This is a genomic window from Dietzia sp. IBK-p2-16D, from assembly GCF_057773085.1.
This window is the reverse complement of sequence record NZ_JBYMTL010000005.1, coordinates 229,167-248,344: the sequence shown is the minus strand read 5'-3', so window position 1 is coordinate 248,344 and position 19,178 is coordinate 229,167. Positions and strand designations below refer to the sequence as shown.

The window sequence follows — 19,178 nt, the reverse complement described above, 5'->3', positions numbered from 1 at the left end:
GGTAGGTTTGGCGTGTGGACCACGCCGTGAACCCCGACCTGCAGCACCCCGCCGGAGACGGCATCAACGACGACGCCGTCGCCGCCGATGACGACTTCGGTATCTCCGCCCCCGTCCCGCCCAAGCCGTTGTTGCGGGGCTGGATCCACGCCGGCACCCTCCCCGTGGCCATCGCGCTCGGCGTGGTGCTCACGGTGCTCGCCGACGGGACCGCCCTGACCTGGGCCTGCGCGGTGTTCCTGGCGACCTCGTCACTGCTGTTCGGGATCTCGGCCCTGTATCACCGGGTGAACTGGGGGCCACGCGCCGCCGCCCTGATGCGCCGGCTGGACCACTCCAACATCTTCCTGCTCATCGCCGGGACGTACACCCCCATGACGGTGGCGGCGATGGAACCCCCGACCACCCGGATCCTGTTGACGCTCGTGTGGTCGGGAGCCCTGCTGGGGATCCTGTTCCGCCTGTTCTGGCTGTCCGCGCCGCGCTGGTTGTACGTGGTGTTGTACATCGGGCTGGGGTGGACCGCGGTGTGGTTCGCCGGAGACCTCATCAACGCCAACCTCGCCGCCGTCATCCTCGTCCTGGTCGGCGGTATCGCCTACACGGGCGGCGCGGTGGTCTACGGCCTCAAGCGGCCCGATCCGGCCCCCGGCGTCTTCGGCTTCCACGAGGTGTTCCACACGTGCACCGTGATCGCGTTCGCGTGTCACTGGGCCGCGATGCTGCTGTTCGTCCTGACCAGCTGACGGCGCAGCCGAGAAAATCCGCTACTCCGATCCCGGATCGGCTACCCGAATTGGGCTAGCGGATCCGGGATCGGAGTAGCGGATCTGGCTGGCGACGGCGAGACGGGCCCGGTGAGACAGGCCCGGCCGGTCAGGCCAGGGTCGCGCGCAGCCGCTCGACGGCGGCCTCGTACTCGGAGACGATCTGCGCCATCGTCTCGGCCACGGGCACCACGCCCTCGAGGGAGCCGATGATCTGGCCTGCGGGCATGGCCACGACCTCGGGATCCTGCGCCTCGGAGATCCGCTGGTGGGCCTCCGCGACGAGGATGTTCTGCAGCGGCATGGGCAGCGGGTCCGGCGCGTCGGCGGCCGCCCACGCCTCCGTCCACTTGCTCTTGAGCAGCCGCGCGGGCTTGCCGGAGTAGATCCGGGTACGGACGGTGTCGCGGCTGGTGGCGGCGACGAGCGCCTTCTGCATGGCCTGCGAGCCGCCGTCCTCGGCGTACTCGGCGGCGGTGAGCCAGCGCGACCCCATCCAGGCGCCCTGCGCGCCCATCCCGATCACGGACGCGACCTGGGTGCCGTCGCCGATGCCACCCGCGGCCAGCACCGGGGCGCGACCGCCCAGGGCCTTGACGATCTCCGGCACCAGCACCATGGTGGCGACGTCGCCGGTGTGACCGCCGGCCTCGCCGCCCTGGGCGATCACGATGTCGACGCCGTTGTCCACATGGGCCAGGGCGTGCTTGGTGGCGCCGGCGAGGGCGGCGACCTTCATCCCGTTCTCGTGGGCGAGGTCGATGATGTGCTTCGGCGGCGAACCCAAGGCGTTTGCGATGAGTACCGGCCGGTGCTTGAGCGACATCTCGACGTGCGACTGGGCGACCGAGTGGAGCCACCCGATCACGCCGGCGTTGTGCTCCGCGTCGTCCCCGAGCGGCGGCACCCCGAGGTCGTCGAGGACCCGGGAGACGAACGCCTTGTGCTCTTCCGGGATCATCGCGGCGATGTCGGAGGGACTGCCCTCGGTGGGCACCTTGTTGGGCATGACGATGTCCACACCGTAGGGCTTGCCGTCGGTGTTCTCGTCCATCCAGGTGAGCACCTCGTCGAGCTCGGCGGCGTCGTTGTAGCGGACGCACCCGAGGACGCCCATGCCGCCGGCACGGGTCACCGCGGCCGCGACCGCCTTGGACGGGGTGAAGGCGAATACCGGGTACTCGATCCCGAATTCCTCCGCGAGGGAAGTGCGAATGCTCACTTGCTGATCTCCTGGCTGTCGTCTGCGGGGCGGGACGCGGCGATGTCCGCGGCCCACCGGTAGTCGGGCTTGCCCGCGGGATTGCGCTTGACCGAGGTCTCGACCCACAACGCGCGCGGGCACTTGTAGCGGGCGATCTCCTTGCGCGCGTGCTCGTTGATCTCCTCGATGGGCGGGCACTTGCCGTCACGGGTGTGCAGCACGGCCGCGACCTTGTGGCCCATCCGCTCGTCCGGCACCCCGATCACCAGGGCGTCGAACACGTCGGGATGGGTCTTGAGTGCCGCCTCGACCTCCTCCGGGTGCACCTTCTCGCCGCCGGTGTTGATGGACACCGATCCCCGGCCGAGCATCGTGACGGTGCCGTCGGACTCGACCCGGGCGTCGTCGCCGGGGATGGAGTAGCGCTTGCCGTTGTACGTCTTGAACGTCGCCGCGGTCTTGGCCTCGTCCTTGTAGTACCCCAGCGGGATGTGACCGGTGCGGGCCACCTTGCCGATGACATCCGATCCGGGTTGGATCTCGTTGCCGTCGTCGTCCAGGACGGTGGTCTCGCCGTCGATCTTCACGCGCGGACCGCCGGTGTGGGTCTTGCCCTTCTCCGCCAGGGCGATGCCCGAGAAGCCCGTCTCGGAGGACCCGATCGAGTCGGAGATCATCGCGTTGGGGAAGGCCTCGATGAACTGGTCCTTGACCGACGGCGAGAAGAGGGCGGCCGAGGACCCGATGTAGAAGAGCGACGAGGGGTCGTACTTCTCCGCGTCCCAGGCCTCGATCATCGGGCGCGCCATCGCGTCCCCGGTGATGAACAGCAGGTTGATCTTGCGGTCCGTGACCGTCTGCCAGACCGTCTCGGCGTCGAACTCCGGGATGAGCACGCTGGTGTGCCCGGCGAACAGGGCCATGAGGATCGCCCACTGGGCGCCGCCGTGGATGAGCGGGGGCAGTGCGGCCCGCACCAGCACGCCGCCCTCGACGGCCTTGTTCGCCAGCTCCCACTCGTCGGCGACCCGCTCCCCCGTGAGGAAGTCGATGCCCCCGCCGAGGACCATGAACACGTCCTCCTGACGCCACATGACCCCCTTCGGCGACCCCGTGGTGCCGCCGGTGTAGAGCATGTAGATGTCGTCGTTCGACCGCTCGCCGAAGTCCCGCTCGGGGGACTGTGCGGCCAGGGCGTCCTCGTAGTGCGCCACCGAGACGCTCTCGGGCACGACCGGGTCCGGCCCGTCGGTCCCGTCCTCGACCACGAGGCAGTGCCGGACCCCCGGGGTCTTGGGCAGCGCCTCGGCCAGGGTCTCCGAGTAGCGACGCTCGTGGATGACCGCGACGGCGTCGGAGTTGTCCAGCAGGTACTCGAGCTCGGCCGGCACGTAACGGAAGTTCACGTTGACCATGACCGCCCGGATCTTGAAGATCGCGACCATGGCCTCGACGGCCTCGATGGTGTTGCGGCTGTACACCGCGACCTTGTCGTCCGGCCCCACCCCCACCGACTGCAGGTGGTGGGCGAGCCGGTTGGCACGGTCCTCCAACTCCCGGAAGCTGAGCTCACGGTCACCCTGGACGAGCACGAGCCGGTCGGGGACGCGGTCCACGCTGTGTTCTACGAGATCTCCGATGGTGTACGCCATGACCCCAAACTAGAACGTGTTACCTTCCCGTGGTGTGGGTTACTTCGAACCCGGCATAAAGAAATCCTCCAGGAGGCCCCAGATGACCAGCGTCGACACCCCCGAGGACCAGCACCTGCTCACCGAGCGGCGGGGGCACGTCCTGATCGTCACCATGAATCGCCCCGAGGCCAGGAACGCCCTGTCCGGGCCGATGATGCGGGGCATGGAGGCCGCCTGGGACGTGGTGGACTCTGACCCCGACATCCGGGCCTGCATCCTCACCGGCGCGGGCGGGTTCTTCTGCGCGGGCGCCGACCTCAAGGCCATGAACAAGGACGCACCGGGCGACAAGTTCGCCGGCGGCGGCTGGGACCTGACCCGCCTGCCCGCCCTGCTCAAGGGGCGCCGCCTGAGCAAGCCGCTCATCGCCGCGGTCGAGGGGCCGGCGATCGCCGGCGGGACCGAGATCCTGCAGGGCACCGACATCCGCGTCGCCGGGCGATCGGCCAAGTTCGGCGTCTCGGAGGCGCGGTGGGGCCTGTACCCGCTCGGCGGCTCGGCGGTCCGGCTCGTGCGCCAGATCCCGTACACCGTCGCGATGGAGGTCCTCATGACGGGCCGCCACCTCACCGCGGAGGAGGCCGAACGGTTCGGACTCATCGGGCACGTGGTCGACGACGGGTCGGCCCTCGACAAAGCACTGGAGATCGCCGACCTCATCGCGGCGAACGGCCCCCTGGCCGTCCAGGGGATGATCGAGACCATCCGTCGCACCGAGGGGATGCACGAGGAGGAGGCGTTCACGGTCGACGCCGAGGTCGGTGGACGGGTCTTCGCGTCGGCTGACGCCAAGGAGGGGCCGCGGGCCTTCGCGGAGAAGCGCAGGCCCGAGTTCCGGGGAGAGTGACTGCGCGCGCGAGGATCTGCCGATAGGGTCGACGCGACAGACGTTGAGATGAAGGGTGGGGCGATCCAGTGACAGGTACCGGGCCGCGGGTCGTGATCGCCGACGACGACGACGACATCCGTGAGCTCGTCGCCTTCAAGCTCGAGAACGCCGGATACGAGATCCGCACGGCCCGGGACGGGGTGGAGGCGCTCGAGGCGATCACGAGCTTCACCCCGTCACTGGCCATCCTCGACATCATGATGCCGGGCCTGTCCGGACTCGATGTCCTCCGGCGTCTCCGCGACGGGGAGGGGCCGGAGAGCTGCCGCGTCCTGTTGCTCACGGCCCGCGCGCGTGACGCCGAGGTCGACGCGGGGTTCGCGGCAGGAGCCGACGACTACGTGATCAAGCCCTTCAGCCCCCGGGAACTGCTGCGCCGCGTCGACGCGTTGCTCGGCCGATAGAACCACAGGTCCCGGCCGGTGCTGCCTTCCTATGACGACCCGTCCCCCTCCCTGCTCGACGATGTCGCGCCGGAGATCGCCTCAGGCGTACTGACCACCTCGCTGTGGGTTCTCGTCGCCTCCATCGGAGTCCTGGTGGTGGTGATGTTCTGGGCCCACGCGGCCCGGGTCAGCCGCGGCCGTCGCGTCGAGCGGATCCTCCGCCCGATCCGGCCCCGGCTGCTCACGCTCGCCGCGGACGAGGAGCCGGACGACGAGCCCCCCGGGAGGCTGGGCCGTTACCGGGCGCGGGTGGTCGACCGCGCGGTACTCGACCTGCTCGGCAAGGTCCGTGGCGGTGCCGTCACCGCGCTGGTCGACATCCTCGACGGGCACGGCACCGTGGACGGTGCACTCCGTGGTGCCCGCTCGTTGTGGGCCACCACCCGGGCCCGCTCGGCACAGGTGCTCGGGGCGACGCGGCGGCCCGAGCACGCGGCCCCCCTGGCGGGGCTGCTCACGGACCGCGACCGCGCCGTTCGTTCGACCGCCGCGCGCGCCCTCGGGGTGCTCGGTGACGCGACCTACGCCGACGCGGTGCTGCGCGCGGTGCGCGAGGACGGGGGCATCTCCGGGGTGCCCTCCTACGTCGCCGCGGACGCCCTGTTGGCCATGGGCGACGACGTCCGCGAGGCGGTTCGGCGCGGCCTCGACGACCCGGACCCCGGCGTGCGGTACGTCGCCGCCACCGTCGCGGCCCGCGGCGGAATGGCCTCCCTGCTGCCCCGCCTCCTGCACCTGTTCCGCACCGACCGGGACGAGCGGGTACGTGCGGCCGCCGCGCGCACGCTCGGGATGATCGGGGACGCCCGCGTCATCGACGACCTCGGGCGGGCCCTCGGGGCCCACGAGCCGGCGACCGTGCGACTGGCCACCGCCACCGCCCTCGGCGAACTGGGCGCCCCGGCCGCGATCCCGCCCCTGCGGACCGTTCTGGCCGATCCCGACCGGAGGCTGGCCGAGGTGGCCGCCGACGCGCTCGCCTCCCTCGGCCGGAGGGGCGAGGCCGTCCTCGTCGACGCCCTGGAACGCGGCAGCATCCCGCCGGAGATCTCCGTCCGCGACACCTCGGCCGTCTCGGACGACGACCTGGCGGCTCTCGCCTCTCTGGGGGCGGTGACCGCCATCGGCATCCGGGAGCGCAGGCCCGACCTGTACGACCTCGCCACGAGTGCTCGGCGGGCCGGCGAACTCACCCGTCACGACGAGGAGCCCACCCCGTGATCGAGACACTCCGCGTGGCGATCGCGACGCTGCTGGATCTGATCGCCTGGCCCATCCTCTTCTACTTCCTGCTCATCAACTCCTCGTACCTGGTGCTCGTGATCGCCGCTGCCGTGGATTTCCGCAGCACGCGGCGTCGTCGTCGTCATTCCGGTCGTGTCGAACGTCTCGGCAGCCACACGGCGCCGGGGGTCTCCGTGGTCGTCCCCGCCTACAACGAGGAGGCCGGCGTCGTCGAGGCCACCCGGTCGCTCCTCGGGCTGCGCTACCACCGCCACGAGGTGATCGTCGTCAACGACGGGTCCTCCGACGGAACACTGCGCGCCCTCACGGAGGCGTTCGACCTGGTCCGCGCGGACCGAGAGGTACCCCACGACATACCGACCCGCCAGGTCCCGCGCGGTCTCTACGTCCCCCGCGACGGCTACACCCGCCTCACCGTCATCGACAAACCCAACTCGGGGCGCTCGGATTCCGTCAACGTCGGCATCAACACCGCCGTCGAGGACCTCATCATCTGTGTCGACGGCGATTCCCTGCTGGACCCCGATGCGCTGCTCATCGTCACCGAACCGTTCGCCGACGACCCGCTACGCACCGTTGCCACCGGTGGGGTCGTGCGCGTCGCCAACGGCTGCACCATCCGGTCCGGGCAGATCGTCGACGTCAGAATGCCCCGTAATCTCCTCGCCCAGATCCAGGCGCTGGAATACCTGCGGTCGTTCTTCCTCGGCCGCTCCGGGTGGTCCAAGCTGCGGGCCCTCATTCTCATCTCCGGCGCCTTCGGGTGCTTCCGTCGGGATCTGCTCGTCGAGGTCGGTGGACTCGACCCCGACTCCATCGGCGAGGACTTCGAACTGGTCATGCGTCTCCACCGCCTGCTCCGCGAGCGCGATCAGGACTACCAGGTGACATTCGTGCCCGAACCGGTGTGCTGGACCGAAGTCCCCGAGACGCTGGCGGTCCTCGGGAAGCAGCGCGCGCGCTGGCACCGTGGGCTCTGGGAGACCCTGGTCAAACACCGGGTCATGTTCGGGAACCCGCGATACGGACGGGCCGGCACGCTCGCCGTGCCCTACTACTGGGCCTTTGAACTGTTCGCGCCCCTCATCGAGGCGGTCGGGCTGATCCTCATGGTCCTGGGGTTCGTCCTGGACCTGGTGAACCCCACCACGTTCTGGTTGTTCCTCGCCGTTGCCTACGGCTATGCGATCGTCGTGGCGCTCACTGCCGCCGCGGTCGACGAGGTGTATTTCTCCCGGTACCACAGGTTCGGGAGCATGCTCTCCCTGATCGCATCATCGGTCCTGGAGAACATCGGATACCGACAACTCCACGTGATCTGGCGTCTCCGGGGCTGGTGGCAGGCACTGCGCGGGAGCGAGCAGCAGTGGGGCGTCATGACGCGCCGCGGCTTCACCACGGAGGGGGCGTCGTGACCGTGGACGGGAACCCCGCGGACGCCGGTCCGCCCGCACAGAAGGTCTCCGGGGTCCTGCGCAGCAAGAGTCGCAGCATGCTGATCCTCGTGGTGGTGATCGCCCTGCTGGGGCCTGCGCTCCTCCTGGTCCAGTTCTACTTCTCCCAACGCACCAGCACGGTCTACACGCCGGCCGTCGACACCACCAGCCGGTTGGTCATCGCCATGCGCTGGGCCCAGTCGGATCTGCGGATGGACCGTGCGTACGGCCTCCCCGGCGCGGAGGACAGGTTGCGGGTGCGCGAGACGGACTCGCGGGAGGCCCTGGCCGAGCTGCAGCGTCTGGTCGGGGACGACGACGCCTTCTCCCCCGCCCTCGGCAAGCTCACCGCCGCGTCCGAATCGTGGTGGCGGTACGCGGACACCGTCGTCGGGACGACGCCCGAGCTCGCCGCCGGGGAGTCCCCCCTCAGCCAGCAGGAGAACATCGACGCCGTCATGGACTTCACGGCGATGGTCACCGCCGCCGACACGCTGCTCTCCGCCGCCAAGGACAAGCGGGCCGAGATGCGCGACTGGCGGACGGTGACGCTGTGGAGTGGGTCGGCACTGGCCTTCCTGATCATTTTCGCGGCCTCCGCCGCGATCATCCGCGACACCCGTCGGACCGCCCGGACGATCGTCGATCCCATCGAGGAGCTCGCCGAGGTGGCCCGGAACGACACCGAGGGGGGTCGCGGCACCCGGGCCCGGACCGACGAGGGCCCCGCGGAGGTCCGCGCTCTCGCCGCGGCCTTCAACGTGCTCCTGGACACGCGCGACGACTTCGAGGCGGGCCGGGAGGAACACGTCCGCCGACTCGAGGAACTGGACCGCCAGAAGGACGACTTCGTCTCCACCGTCAGCCACGAACTCCGCACGCCGCTGGCCTCGATCGTCGGCTACACCGAGATGCTCTGCGACGGGGACGGCGGCGACCTCACCCCCGCCCAACTCCGCCTGGTCTCCGTGGTGCAGCGCAACGCGGACCGGCTGAGGGGGCTCATCGAGGATCTGCTGACCCTCAGCCGGATCGAGGCGAGGGGTCTCGACATCGACCACGACCGGCTTCGTCTCGATTCCGTGGTGGACCACGTCCTCGAGTCACTCAGGCCCGTGGCCGACCGCGCCGGACTCGCCCTCGAGGAGCGGATCGACCCTGCCGAGGTCACCGGCGACGCTCTTCAACTCGAGCGGGCGGTGACCAACCTGGTGAGCAACGCGATCAAGTTCACCCCGGAGGGCGGGACGGTCACCGTGTCCCTCACCGCGGACGGCGGCGCGGCGACCGTCACCGTGGCCGACACCGGCATCGGCATCCCCGTGGCCGAGCACGAACACCTGGGCACGCGTTTCTTCCGGTCGAGCACCGCCCAGCGCGGGTCGATCCCCGGCACCGGTCTGGGCCTGAGCATCGTCCAAGCGATCGCGGAAGGCCACGACGGCGACCTGGACTTCGACTCGGCGGAGGGCGAGGGCACCACCTTCCGGCTGACCGTGCCGCTGCACCACCCCGGTGGTACCGGGGACGCCGATCCCGCGGCCGGCGGCCCGGCTACAGCTTGAGGCGCGTCCGTACCTGCATCGCCCCCAGGTAACCCGAGGCGATCCGCTTCTTGCCCTTGGTGAACGGCGGGACCATGAGCTCCGACGCGTTGAAGTCGAACGAGTGGTGCGCCACCGCCCGCTCGTGGGTGAACGTCCGGAACCCGTATTGTCCGTGGTAGCCGCCCATCCCCGAGTTGCCGACGCCACCGAAGGGGATGGCCGACGAGGCCATGCCGATCCCGAAGTCGTTGCCATAGATGTTGCCGGAGCGGGTGCGGTCGGCGACGGTCTCGAAGCGGTCGTTCCTGTCCCCGTACCAGTACAGGACCAGCGGGCTCGGCCGGTTGTTGACGTAGCGGATCGCCTCGTCGAGGCCGGAGTACCCGAAGACCGTCAGGACGGGGCCGAACACCTCGTCGGAGTCGATCTCCATGTCCGGGGTCACGCCGGTGAGCAGGGTGGGCGCGATCTTGCGGACGACCGGGTCGGGCAGGCGCTCCCCGGCCGGCGCGGCGTCCCGCTTGACGGCCCCCTTCGCCACGGCGTCGTCGATCAGCCCGACGATCCGCTCGTAGTTCGAGGTGTTGATGGTCGCCGTGTACTCGGGGTTGCCGACGATGGCCGGGAGGGTGGTCCGCCACTGGTCGAGCACGGTGTCGCAGAACGCGTCCAGGCGGTCCTCGGGGACGAAGACGTAGTCCGGGCACATGCACACCTGGCCACCGTTGACGAGGCGGGACGAGGCGATGCTGCGCGCCGCCCGGTCGATGTCGGCACTACTGTCGACGAACACGGGGTTCTTGCCGCCCAGTTCCAGCGTTACGGGCGTGAGGTTCTCGGCCGCGTCCTTGGCCACGGACTTGCCGACCCCCGGCGATCCGGTGAAGAACAGGTGGTCGAACGGGAGCACGGAGAAGTCGGAGCCCCGGCCGTGCTCGGGGCCCGCGATGGCCAGCTCGTCCACGGCGAAGTACTCGGGCGCCCGCCGGCACAGCACCTCGGTGGTGTTCGCGGTGACCGACGACGGCCGGATCATCACCCGGTTGCCGGCGCCGAGCGCGGATCCCGCCGGGACGATCGTCAGGTACAGGGGGAAGTTCCAGGGGCCGATGATGCCCACGACGCCCTTGGGGTCGTGGCGGACCTGCTGTGTGAACCCGACCGCGTCCAGGGCGCGGGAGATCCGCGTGGGCTTCATCCACTTCTTGATGTTGCCGCGCTGGTGGTCCAGATCCGGGATGGACGAGGCGATGTCGGTGATGGTGGAGAACGTCTCCGGTCGCGAGCCGTAGTCCTCGCGGATCGCCTCGGTCAGCTCGGCGGCGTTGTCGAGGACGAGCTGCTTGAGTCGCAGGATCCGGTCCCGGCGGATCTTCACGCCCGGCTGGGGGTCGGCGAGGAACGCCTGCTGCTGCCGCTCGAGGATCTGCGCGAGCGTGAGGTCGCGCGCGGTGGGGGTTCTGGTCATGTGTCCAGGGTAGAACGCGTTCTCGCCGCGCGTCGAGGATCCGACTACGACGACGAGGGCCCGCCTCTGCCCGGACTATTTGGCGTCCTCCCAGTAGGGCTCCTTGAGGGTGCGCTTCATGAGCTTGCCGTTGGCCTGGCGGGGCAGCTCGTCCACCACGTCGATCGACCGCGGCATCTTGAACTTGGCCAGCCGTCCCGACAGGTCGTCGAGGATCTGCGCCTTGAGGTCGTCGGATTCGGTGAACCCCTCGGCGAGCTCGATGACGGCCTTGACCTCCTCGCCCCAGTCCTTGTGCGGGATACCGAACACGGCGGCGTCGCGGACCGCCTCGTGGCGGGTCATCTCGGACTCGATCTCCGCCGGGTAGATGTTCACGCCACCGGAGATGATCATGTCGTTCTTGCGATCACACAGGAACAGGTAACCATCGGAATCGACGTACCCGATGTCGCCCATCGTGAACAGCTCGCCCACGTAGGTCTTCGCGGTCTTCTCGGCGTCCTGGTGGTACTCGAACTTCGACCCGTGCATCTGCAGGTACACGTTGCCGATCTCGCCGGTGGGCAGCTCACCCCCGTCGTCGTCGAGGATCTTCAGGGTGGTGGTCTTCCACGGCCGGCCCACGCTGCCGGGCTTGCGCAGCCATTCCTCGCCGGTGATGGTGCAGCCGCCACCCTCGGTGCCGGCGTAGTACTCGGTGAGCACGGGGCCCCACCAGTCGAGCATGGCCTGCTTGACGTGCTTGGGGCACGGCGCTGCACCGTGGACGATCGTGCGCAGGCTCGACACGTCGTACTTCGCGCGCACGTCCTCCGGCAGCTCCAGCAGACGCGAGAACTGGGTCGGCACCATGTGCGACTGGGTGACGCCGTGGGCGTCGATGAGGCGCAGCATCTCCTCGGGCGTCCACTTGTCCATGAGCACCACCGCCTGGCCCAGATTGAGCGAGATGGTGACGAAGTTGAGCACGGCCGTGTGGTAGAGCGGCGAGCCGCAGATGTGCACGTTGTCCGGCGCCTGGATGTCGAAGCCGGCGAAAAAGTAGTAATTGGGGACCGTCACCTGATCCGGCGAGCCGCCGGTGAGGGGGCGCCGCACGCCCTTGGGGCGGCCGGTGGTGCCGGAGGTGTACAGCATGGGGCCGCCGAGGGTCCGCGACGACGGCAAGGGGTCCTCCCCCGCAGCCGGGGCCGTGAGCTCGGGCAGCGGACGGAATCCGGGGACCTCACCGACGGCGTAGCAGCGGGCGGAGTCGAGCCCGGCCTCCTCGGCGGCGGCGCTCGCGACGTCGGCGAACCGCCTGTCCGCGATGAACACCGTCGATCCCGAGTTTTCGAGGATGTACGCCACCTCGGGGCCGGTCAGGTGCCAGTTCGCCGGGGCCACGTAGAGCCCGATCTCCATGGCCGCGTAGTAGACCTCGAGGAACTCGATGCTGTTGGGCGCGAGCAGGACGATGCAGTCGCCGGTCTCCAGCCCGAGTGCCTGCAAGCCCCGCGCGTACCCGTGGGCGGCGTCGGCGAGCTGGCCGAAGGTGACCTGACGACCGGCGGCCTCGATCACCGCGACACGGTCCGGGTCGGCCTCGGCGATCCGGTAGACACTGGTCACGTGCTCGCCGGTCCGCGGATCCAGGATTCCGGCGTCGGCGGGGACGGAAGGCGTGGGTGCACTCATGGCCCCATAGTAGAACGTGTTCTATCGCGATGGCGGGCTTTCCCGGCGACCGTGACCGGACCACTACGAGCCGCCGGTGGTTACCCTGCTGCCCATGGCGCAGCATCGCATCCGCGCGAGCGACCCCCAGCGCGTCGCGGCGTGGGAGCAGCTCGACGCCGCCGCCGCAGATGGGCGCCTCGACCCCGTGGATCACCTCCACCTCGGGTGGCAGGTGCGGTCGAGCGGATATGTCGACGAACTCCGGGCGATCCTCGCGGACCTGCCCGCCCCGGCCCGGTCGCCTTCCGAGGAGGCGGGCGACCACCCCACTCCGGTCGTCCGGTCCCGCCGCGCGTCACGCGACCCGCTCGACACCGCCAAGCTGGTCGGCGTCTCGACCCTGGCGGGGCTCACCCTTGTCGCCGGCGGAGTCCTCGCGCTGCGAGACGGTGCGTTCACCGGCCTCGTCGGCGGCACCGAGGACACGATCACCTCGAGCAGCGTCGGTGAGGTCCTCTCCTCTGCGCGTGCGAGGTTCGGTGACGCTCGTGTGGTCTCGCTCGACATCAGGGGCGACCACGCCCTCCTCCTCATCGAGGATCCGGCGGACCCCGGGGCGGTCGACTCGTGGCGACGCGACAACCTGGGCGAGTGGGCCGCCGACGGGGAGGCTCTCCGCTCGGTTGACGACCTCTCCGTCGGAATGGAGTCCATCGATGTGACGGCCGCACTGGAGGCGGCTCGAGCCTCCGCGGCGGAGAACGGGCTCTCGGACGCAGATCTCGTGGGGATCGACGTGGGCCCGGACGCGCTCGCCCAGCCCACATATGAGATCACCGTGAGCCGTGAGGGTGACCGCGGGCACATAGTGGTGGGACACGACAGGAACGTGAGAGAAGTCGGCGTCCCCCGATGAGCGCACCGCCCCCGCACCCCGGCGGGCCCGCCCCGGAGCCGACCACCGAGGACCGCAGGCGAGCCGTGTGGCAGATCCTCGACAATGCCTACACGGACGGCCGGATCGGCCCCCTCGAACACGGCGAGCGCAGCCGCGAGGCCGCCCTGTCCACCACGCGCGACGAACTCGACTCTCTGGTGGCCGACCTCAACAGGCGCTTGTTCGAACTGGAGGTACGCAGCCGGGGCCTGTCAGCCGACACCCCGCTCTCGGTACGGCGGACCAACGCGCGCGAGCGGATCGTCGCGAAGCGACCGCCCGGGCCTTCGACGCGGGGGCCGGCGGGGCGCAGGCGTCTGGCGAGCGGACTGCTGCGCGCGGTCCTGGCCAGCGCATTGACCGTCGGCCTCATCGCCGGTCTGGACCACCTCGCCGGGAACGCACCCTCCCCGGCCGGCGGCACGGTGGACCGCCCGGCCTCCGTCGAGGTGATCCGCACGGCACCCGGACCACTGCTCACCGCCGAGGGGGTGACCCGCGTCATCGATGCCGCACGCGACCAGCTCGACGACCCCACCGTGGGGCGGCTCTCCATCGAAGGCGACACCGCGCACCTGAGCCGCCCCGATCCGGACGACGCGGAGACGACACTGCACCACACCTTCCACGGTCGATGGCGGGACGGGATCACCAGTCGGCTGCCCGCGTCACCCGGTTTCCCTGTGGCCGCGGTGGACGCGGAGACCGTGATGTTCGCGATCGAGGCGACGCCCGCCCTGTTGGGAGCGCCCGGGGCAGTTCCGGACAGCGTGGTGATCTCCCCGGGTTCACCCCCCTCCGGCTCCGGGCCCCCGCCCGTCTACGCGGTCAGAGTCTCGCTCACGAACCGACCCGGCTGGGTCACGGTCGGCCCCGGTCGCGAGATCCTGGAGGTCCGCGACGGCGGTTGACCCCCGGGCCCGGCCCACGTCAGTCGATGAACTGCGCGAGCGTCTCGATCTCCTCGACCGACCGGGCGGTCACCACGAGCATGGTGATGCCCGCGGCCTCCCACTCGGCGATCTGCGACCGCACCGAGTCGGCATCCCCGATGATCGCGGTGGCCTCGACCATCTCGTCCGGGACCGCGGCGGTGGCCTCGTCCTTGCGGCCGGAGCGGAACAGTTCGGTGATGCGATCCACGTGGTCGCCGAAGCCCATGCGACGGAACGCCTCGGCGTGAAAGTTCTTCTCCTCGGCACCCATGCCGCCCGCGTACAGGGCGGTGAACGGCTTGTACGCGTCGAGGACGCCGCGGCGGTCGTCCGTCACGTGGAGCTGGCACAGGAAGGCCACCTCGAAGTCCTCGCGGGTGCGGCGCGCCCCGGGTCGGGCGAACCCCTCGTCGAGCCACGCGTTGAACTCGTGGGCAGTGCGCGGCGAGGCCAGGAAACCCAGCCAGCCGTCGGCGATCTCTGCGGCCAGGGCTACGTTCTTGGGCCCCTCGGCGCCCAGCCAGATCGGCACGTCCTCGCGCAGTGGATGCAGGATCGGCTTGAGCGGCTTGCCGAATCCGGAGGCGTCGTCGCCCTGATAGGGCAGGGCGTACGCGGGGCCGTCTGAGGTGACGGGCGCCTCGCGGCGCAGGACCTGGCGGATGATGTCGATGTACTCGCGGGTCCGCGCCAGCGGCTTGGCGAACGGCTGGCCGTACCACCCCTCCACCACCTGCGGCCCGGACACACCCAGCCCCAGAGCGAAGCGTCCGCCCGACAGGTGATCGAGGGTCATGGTGCTCATGGCGGTGGCCGTCGGCGTCCGCGCGGAGAGCTGCACGACGGCCGTCGACAGCCGGATGCGCTCGGTGAGCGAGCCGTACCAGGCCAGCGGCGTGAAGGCGTCCGACCCCCAGGCCTCGGCGGTGAAGACGGTGTCGAAGCCCGCCCTGTCCGCCGCCACCACGAGGTCGGCATGGTTGGTGGGCGGCTGGGCGCCCCAGTATCCGAGCTGCAACGCGAATTTCATGGACACCAGTGTGACCCACACCTCTCCGCGGCGGGGGCGGCGACCCGCATCAGCGTGTCGGGGAAACCCACACACCGGCCAGTGGAACGTGTTCTACTTGTGCGCGTGACATCCAGAGAGATCGTTGTCGATATCACCCCACCGGACGAGCCCGTGCTCTCGGCGTCCCTGGCACCGTCGTTCGACTACACACGGTCGACCGGCCCCGTGCTGGGAGCGTTCTTCACCGGCCTACGCGAGCGACGCCTGGTCGGTAACCGCGATTCCCGCGGCACCGTGCACCTGCCGCCGGTCGAGTTCGACCCCCACACACGCCGGGCCCTCACGGAATCCGTGGAAGTGGGGTCCGGTTCCGGGATCGAGGGCCTCGTCGTCGCATGGACCTGGGTTCCCGCCCCCACCGAGGTCAACCCGCTCGACACCCCGTTCGCGTGGGCGCTCGTGCGGTTCGACGGCGCGGACACCGCCATGCTCCTGCCCCTGGCCGCCGACGGCCCCGAGGCGGTGAGCACCGGCATGCGCGTGCGCCTGCGGTGGGCCGCCGAGCGCACCGGGACCATCCACGACATCGCGTGCGTGGTCCCCGCCGATGCCCCGGGCGAGTCCGGTGGCGACGACGAGGCCCCGCAGACCTCCGACGACCCGGTCACCATCGTGGTGACGCCGATCGGGCTGGCGGTCACCCACACGGCCGGACCCGCCGAGAGCGAGTTCCTCCGGGCGATCGTGCAGGGCCGGATGCTCGGGCGGCGCCGCTCCAACGGCCCCGAGGTCTACGTGCCCCCGCGCGACTACTGCCCGTCCGACGGCGTGGCCATGGGCGAGTACGTGGAGGTCGCCGACGTGGGCACCGTGACCACGTTCGGCATCGTCAACGTCCCGTTCGCCGGTCAGCAGATCAAGCCCCCGTACGTCACCGCCTACATCCTGCTCGACGGCTCCGACGTGCCCATCCAGCACCTAGTGCTGGGCTGCGAGGCGTCCGAGGTGCGGATGGGGATGCGCGTGCGCGCCGTGTGGACGCCCGAGTCCGAACGGCCCGCCTCGATGAAGGCCATCGCCCACTTCGAGCCCACCGGCGATCCCGACGCCGACCCCGACACCTACGCCGATCACCTGTAGAGGACACCACACGTGACCCCCAACGCACCCCGGGACGTGGCCGTCGTCGGATTCGCCCACGCCCGCCACACCGAGTCCACCTTCGGCACCACCAACGGTGTCGAGATGCTGGCCCCCGTCTTCGCCGAGTGCTACCGGCAGACCGGTCTGGAGCGCACCGACATCGAGTTCTGGTGCTCCGGCTCCTCCGACTACCTCGCCGGCCGCGCCTTCTCGTTCATCTCCGCGGTCGACTCGATCGGCGCGGTCCCGCCGATCTCCGAGTCGCACGTCGAGATGGACGCCGCCTGGGCGTTCTTCGAGGCCTATCTCAAGATCGCCTCCGGACAGGCCGACACCGCCCTGGTCTACGGGTTCGGCAAGGCCTCCGCCAGCACCGACCTCGACTCCGCCCTGGCGCTGCAGCTCGACCCCTACACGGTCGCCCCGCTGTGGCCCGGCCGGCACCACGTCGCCGCCCTGCAGGCCCGCGCCGGCATCGACGCCGGCCGCTGGTCCGAGGCGGAGATGGCCGCGGTCGCCGCCCGCGCGACCGGCCACGACGAGAAGGACCTGCTCGCCGAGCCGTACGTGGCCGACCCGCTGCGTCGGCACGACTGCCCGCCCGTCACCGACGGCGCCGGCGCGATCATCCTCGCCTCCGCCGATCGCGCCCGCGAGCTGGTCGACACCCCGGCGTACATCACCGGGATGGAGCACATCGCCGACTCCGCCGAGTTCGGCGCGCGCGACCTCACCGACTCCCCGTCCGCCCGCGCCGCCGCCGTCCGCGCGACCGGCTCGTCCGGGGACCGCCCCGACCTCGGCGGTGTCTCGGTGGCCGAGCTCCACACCCAGTACACCCACCAGGAGCTCCTCCTGCGCGGCGCGCTGGGCATCTCCGACGACGTCGCCGTCACCCCGTCCGGCGGCTCGCTGCTCGCCGACCCGCTGTTCTCCGCGGGCCTCGAGCGCATCGGCTACGCCGCCCACAGCATCTGGGAGGGCCGCTCCGAGCGCGCCCTCGCCCACGCCACCAGCGGCCACCTGCTGCAGCAGAACCTCATCTGCCTCCTGGAAGGACGCACCGCATGAGCGCCCCCGCATCCGGAACCCACAGCTCCGGTCTGCCCGCCGCCGTCCTCGGGACCGGCCAGACCCACCACGTCTCCCGACGCACCGACGTCTCCATGGCCGGCCTCTGCCGCGAGGCCATCGACGCCGCCATGACCGACGCCGGGGTCGGCTGGGACGACATCGACGCCGTGATCGTGGGCAAGGCCCCGGATCTGTTCGAGGGCGTCATGATGCCCGAGCTGATGATGGCCGACGCGCTCGGCGCGGTCGGCAAGCCTCTGCTGCGTGTCCACACCGCCGGTTCCGTCGGCGGTTCCACCGCTGTCGTCGCCGCGTCGCACGTCCAGTCCGGCCGCTACCGCCGCGTGCTGGCCGTGGCGTGGGAGAAGCAGTCCGAGTCCAACGCCATGTGGGCGCTCAGCCTGCCGGTGCCGTTCACCGCACCCGTCGGGGCCGGCGCGGGCGGTTACTTCGCTCCGCACGTGCGCTCCTACATCCGCACCACCGGGGCGCCCGAGCACGTGGGCGCGATGGTCGCGGTCAAGGACCGCCTCAACGGCTCGGTCAACCCGCACGCCCACCTCAAGCAGCCCGACATCACCGTCGACAAGGTGCTGCAGGGGCAGATGCTGTGGGACCCCATCCGGTTCGACGAGACCTGCCCCTCCTCCGACGGCGCGTGCGCGATCGTCATCGGCGACGCCGAGGCGGCCGAGGCGGTGGAGTCCGCCGGCCGACAGGTCGCGTGGGTCCACGCCACCTCGCTGCGGACCGAACCCGGCACCTACGCCTTCCGCAACTACCGCAATCCGCAGGCCGGCCGCGACGCCGCCGCCGCCCTGTGGGCCGAGGCCGGGATCACCAACCCGGCCGAGGAGATCGACGCGGCCGAGATCTACGTGCCGTTCTCCTGGTTCGAGCCCATGTGGCTGGAGAACCTCGGATTCTGCGCGGAGGGCGAGGGGTGGCGCATGACCGAGTCCGGCGCCACCGCGCGCGACGGCTCCCTGCCGGTCAACCCGTCCGGCGGCGTGCTGTGCTCGAACCCCATCGGCGCGTCCGGCATGCTCCGCTTCGCCGAGGCCGCCCGTCAGGTGATGAACCGCGCCGACGACCACCAGATCCCCGGCGCGCGCAAGGCCCTCGGCCACGCCTACGGCGGCGGGTCCCAGTACTTCTCCATGTGGGTCGTGGGGACCGACCGTCCGGAGCGTCACTCATGAGCAACCCCTATCTGGACGCCGGCGGGCAGTACCGACCACTGGAGATGAGTGACGCGGCACTGGCCAGTCCCGCCTACGCCGCCGCACGCCGCTCGTGGGCTGCCACCAACGCGGGCGACCGCGACGCCTGGATCGCCGGCTGGAATCCCGAGGGCACCATCGAGGATCCCGTGGGTCCGTCGATGTTCGACGCCGAGGGCATCGGCCACACCGGCACGGAGAGGCTCCTGGAATTCTGGGAGAAGGCCGTGGCCACCCCGGATCACATCGAGTTCCGCTTCGACCGCGGGATCGCCGTGGGCGACGAGCTGCTCTGCATCGGCACCATGCGCACCCATATGGGCTCCAGCATCATGGAGATCGACATCGCCGTGGACTACCGTGTCGACGCCGACGGTCGCCTGATCAACCTCCGCGCCTTCTGGGAGCAGGACGTGGCCATGGCCTCGGGCCTGCGTGCACTCACGGACGACGACAAGGCCGCCATCGCCGGCGCCGCAGGAAAGAGCGAGTGACC

Annotated in this window: 17 protein-coding genes; 12 read left to right on the top strand and 5 right to left on the bottom strand. The window is 70.5% G+C overall.

Annotated elements, in window-relative coordinates; all coding sequences use genetic code 11:
- Nucleotides 1-14: 14 nt before the first annotated feature.
- Nucleotides 15-746: a PAQR family membrane homeostasis protein TrhA gene (trhA, locus tag AC3DE3_RS12525; RefSeq protein ID WP_488370199.1), complete on the top strand. Its 732-nt coding sequence runs from the start codon at nt 15-17 to the stop codon at nt 744-746.
- A gap of 130 nt (nt 747-876) precedes the next feature.
- Here trhA and AC3DE3_RS12520 read toward each other — a convergent pair whose 3' ends face one another.
- Nucleotides 877-1,983, bottom strand: a complete 1,107-nt coding sequence (locus AC3DE3_RS12520) for an NAD(P)H-dependent flavin oxidoreductase (RefSeq protein WP_488370243.1) — start codon at nt 1,981-1,983, stop codon at nt 877-879.
- Nucleotides 1,984-1,985: 2 nt separating this feature from the next.
- Nucleotides 1,986-3,623, bottom strand: coding sequence for an acyl-CoA synthetase (locus AC3DE3_RS12515; protein WP_488370198.1), 1,638 nt, complete (start codon nt 3,621-3,623; stop codon nt 1,986-1,988).
- Between the two features lie 82 nt (nt 3,624-3,705).
- Here AC3DE3_RS12515 and AC3DE3_RS12510 point away from each other — a divergent pair, with 82 nt between their 5' ends.
- From AC3DE3_RS12510 to AC3DE3_RS12490, 5 genes are all read left to right on the top strand, one after another.
- The gene (locus tag AC3DE3_RS12510) at nt 3,706-4,512 is read left to right on the top strand and encodes a crotonase/enoyl-CoA hydratase family protein (protein WP_488370197.1); all 807 of its coding nucleotides are present in this window, start codon (nt 3,706-3,708) and stop codon (nt 4,510-4,512) included.
- Nucleotides 4,513-4,580: 68 nt separating this feature from the next.
- Nucleotides 4,581-4,958: a response regulator transcription factor gene (locus tag AC3DE3_RS12505; protein ID WP_260486736.1), complete on the top strand. Its 378-nt coding sequence runs from the start codon at nt 4,581-4,583 to the stop codon at nt 4,956-4,958.
- A gap of 18 nt (nt 4,959-4,976) precedes the next feature.
- Nucleotides 4,977-6,221 (top strand): HEAT repeat domain-containing protein, encoded by a 1,245-nt coding sequence (locus AC3DE3_RS12500; RefSeq protein WP_488370196.1) that lies wholly within the window; start codon nt 4,977-4,979, stop codon nt 6,219-6,221.
- Entirely contained in the window at nt 6,218-7,660 is a 1,443-nt protein-coding gene (locus AC3DE3_RS12495) for a glycosyltransferase family 2 protein (RefSeq protein ID WP_488370195.1), read from the top strand. The genes AC3DE3_RS12500 and AC3DE3_RS12495 overlap by 4 nt, the downstream gene beginning before the upstream one ends.
- A complete protein-coding gene (locus AC3DE3_RS12490; protein ID WP_488370194.1) occupies nt 7,657-9,246 on the top strand; it encodes a sensor histidine kinase in 1,590 nt (529 codons plus the stop codon). The genes AC3DE3_RS12495 and AC3DE3_RS12490 overlap by 4 nt, the downstream gene beginning before the upstream one ends.
- On the opposite strand, the gene AC3DE3_RS12485 is transcribed toward AC3DE3_RS12490, so the two are convergent.
- Entirely contained in the window at nt 9,236-10,696 is a 1,461-nt protein-coding gene (locus AC3DE3_RS12485; protein WP_488370193.1) for an aldehyde dehydrogenase family protein, read from the bottom strand. The two genes, AC3DE3_RS12490 and AC3DE3_RS12485, sit on opposite strands and share 11 nt — an antisense overlap.
- Nucleotides 10,697-10,771: 75 nt before the next feature.
- Nucleotides 10,772-12,376: an acyl-CoA synthetase gene (locus AC3DE3_RS12480; RefSeq protein ID WP_488370192.1), complete on the bottom strand. Its 1,605-nt coding sequence runs from the start codon at nt 12,374-12,376 to the stop codon at nt 10,772-10,774.
- Nucleotides 12,377-12,470: 94 nt separating this feature from the next.
- On the opposite strand from AC3DE3_RS12480, the gene AC3DE3_RS12475 reads away from it, so the two are divergent.
- Together AC3DE3_RS12475 and AC3DE3_RS12470 are read left to right on the top strand one after the other, a co-directional pair.
- Complete coding sequence (locus tag AC3DE3_RS12475; protein ID WP_488370191.1) at nt 12,471-13,274, top strand: DUF1707 SHOCT-like domain-containing protein; 804 nt, start codon at nt 12,471-12,473, stop codon at nt 13,272-13,274.
- Nucleotides 13,271-14,206: a DUF1707 SHOCT-like domain-containing protein gene (locus AC3DE3_RS12470; RefSeq protein WP_488370190.1), complete on the top strand. Its 936-nt coding sequence runs from the start codon at nt 13,271-13,273 to the stop codon at nt 14,204-14,206. The genes AC3DE3_RS12475 and AC3DE3_RS12470 overlap by 4 nt, the downstream gene beginning before the upstream one ends.
- A 19-nt stretch (nt 14,207-14,225) precedes the next feature.
- Here the strand turns inward: AC3DE3_RS12470 and AC3DE3_RS12465 are convergent, their stop codons facing one another.
- On the bottom strand, nt 14,226-15,260 hold the full coding sequence (locus tag AC3DE3_RS12465; RefSeq protein WP_488370189.1) for an LLM class F420-dependent oxidoreductase: 1,035 nt from the start codon (nt 15,258-15,260) through the stop codon (nt 14,226-14,228).
- Nucleotides 15,261-15,365: 105 nt separating this feature from the next.
- On the opposite strand from AC3DE3_RS12465, the gene AC3DE3_RS12460 reads away from it, so the two are divergent.
- Genes AC3DE3_RS12460 through AC3DE3_RS12445 form a run of 4 tightly spaced genes read left to right on the top strand, consistent with a single transcriptional unit; the run spans nt 15,366 to nt 19,176 of the window.
- Nucleotides 15,366-16,382: a Zn-ribbon domain-containing OB-fold protein gene (locus AC3DE3_RS12460; RefSeq protein WP_488370188.1), complete on the top strand. Its 1,017-nt coding sequence runs from the start codon at nt 15,366-15,368 to the stop codon at nt 16,380-16,382.
- Between the two features lie 12 nt (nt 16,383-16,394).
- A complete protein-coding gene (locus AC3DE3_RS12455) occupies nt 16,395-17,456 on the top strand; it encodes a thiolase domain-containing protein (RefSeq protein ID WP_260486724.1) in 1,062 nt (353 codons plus the stop codon).
- Nucleotides 17,453-18,661, top strand: coding sequence for a thiolase domain-containing protein (locus AC3DE3_RS12450; protein WP_488370187.1), 1,209 nt, complete (start codon nt 17,453-17,455; stop codon nt 18,659-18,661). Before AC3DE3_RS12455 ends, AC3DE3_RS12450 begins: the two co-directional genes overlap by 4 nt.
- Nucleotides 18,658-19,176 (top strand): nuclear transport factor 2 family protein, encoded by a 519-nt coding sequence (locus tag AC3DE3_RS12445; RefSeq protein ID WP_488370186.1) that lies wholly within the window; start codon nt 18,658-18,660, stop codon nt 19,174-19,176. The genes AC3DE3_RS12450 and AC3DE3_RS12445 overlap by 4 nt, the downstream gene beginning before the upstream one ends.
- Nucleotides 19,177-19,178: the final 2 nt, after the last annotated feature.

Bases quoted from the DNA above. Each gene is read 5' to 3' on its own strand.
- AC3DE3_RS12515 (WP_488370198.1), bottom strand. From the start codon at position 3,623: ATGGCGTACACCATCGGAGATCTCGTAGAACACAGCGTGGACCGCGTC.
- AC3DE3_RS12510 (WP_488370197.1), top strand. From the start codon at position 3,706: ATGACCAGCGTCGACACCCCCGAGGACCAGCACCTGCTCACCGAGCGG.
- AC3DE3_RS12485 (WP_488370193.1), bottom strand. From the start codon at position 10,696: ATGACCAGAACCCCCACCGCGCGCGACCTCACGCTCGCGCAGATCCTC.
- AC3DE3_RS12480 (WP_488370192.1), bottom strand. From the start codon at position 12,376: ATGAGTGCACCCACGCCTTCCGTCCCCGCCGACGCCGGAATCCTGGAT.
- AC3DE3_RS12475 (WP_488370191.1), top strand. From the start codon at position 12,471: ATGGCGCAGCATCGCATCCGCGCGAGCGACCCCCAGCGCGTCGCGGCG.
- AC3DE3_RS12470 (WP_488370190.1), top strand. From the start codon at position 13,271: ATGAGCGCACCGCCCCCGCACCCCGGCGGGCCCGCCCCGGAGCCGACC.
- AC3DE3_RS12465 (WP_488370189.1), bottom strand. From the start codon at position 15,260: ATGAAATTCGCGTTGCAGCTCGGATACTGGGGCGCCCAGCCGCCCACC.
- AC3DE3_RS12450 (WP_488370187.1), top strand. From the start codon at position 17,453: ATGAGCGCCCCCGCATCCGGAACCCACAGCTCCGGTCTGCCCGCCGCC.
- AC3DE3_RS12445 (WP_488370186.1), top strand. From the start codon at position 18,658: ATGAGCAACCCCTATCTGGACGCCGGCGGGCAGTACCGACCACTGGAG.